The 689-nt window shown below is 64.3% G+C and carries 1 protein-coding gene; it reads left to right on the top strand.

Translation table 11 applies throughout. The annotated features are described in order from the left end of the window. Positions 1-689: efflux RND transporter permease subunit (locus tag RHOFW104R8_RS10820; protein ID WP_161487799.1), on the top strand; the 689-nt coding region annotated here is incomplete at both ends.

Below are 689 nucleotides of genomic sequence, written 5' to 3'. Positions count from 1 at the left end.
GGGCGTGTTGGTCGCCTTCATTGCACTGCATCTGCAAGGCGTCACGGCGAACCTGATGTCGCTCAGCGGTATCGCGATCGCGATCGGCGCGATGGTGGATGCGGCGATCGTGATGATCGAGAACGCACACAAGCATCTGGAACATTGGCGTAACGCGAACGACGGACGTGAACCGCAAGGTACAGAACGGTGGTCCCTGGTCGCCGATGCCGCCGCCGAGGTGGGGCCCGCGCTGTTCGTGAGCCTGTTGATCATCGCGCTGTCGTTCGTGCCGGTGTTTGCGCTGCAGGGCCAGGAAGGCAAGCTGTTCAAGCCGCTGGCCTTCACCAAGACCTACGCGATGGCTGCCGCGGCCGGGCTGGCGGTGACGCTGGTGCCGGTGCTGATGGGTTATCTGATTCGCGGGCGTATTCGGCCGGAACATGCCAACCCGCTCAACCGCGGCCTGATCGCAGGGTACCGGCCGATCCTGGATGCGGTGCTGCGTTACCCGAAAGCGACCCTGGTGCTGGCTGGTGTGCTGCTGCTCACCGCGGTCATTCCGGTGACCCAGCTCGGCAGCGAGTTCATGCCCGCGATGAACGAAGGCACGTTGCTGTACATGCCCACCGCATTGCCGGGGCTGTCCGCCGGCAAGGCCTCGCAGTTGCTGCAGTTGACCGATCGCATGATCAAGACCGTGCCCGAGG

The organism is Rhodanobacter sp. FW104-R8 (assembly GCF_001617365.1).
In the GTDB taxonomy this organism is placed as follows: domain Bacteria; phylum Pseudomonadota; class Gammaproteobacteria; order Xanthomonadales; family Rhodanobacteraceae; genus Rhodanobacter.
This window is presented reverse-complemented; position numbering and strand designations above follow the sequence as displayed.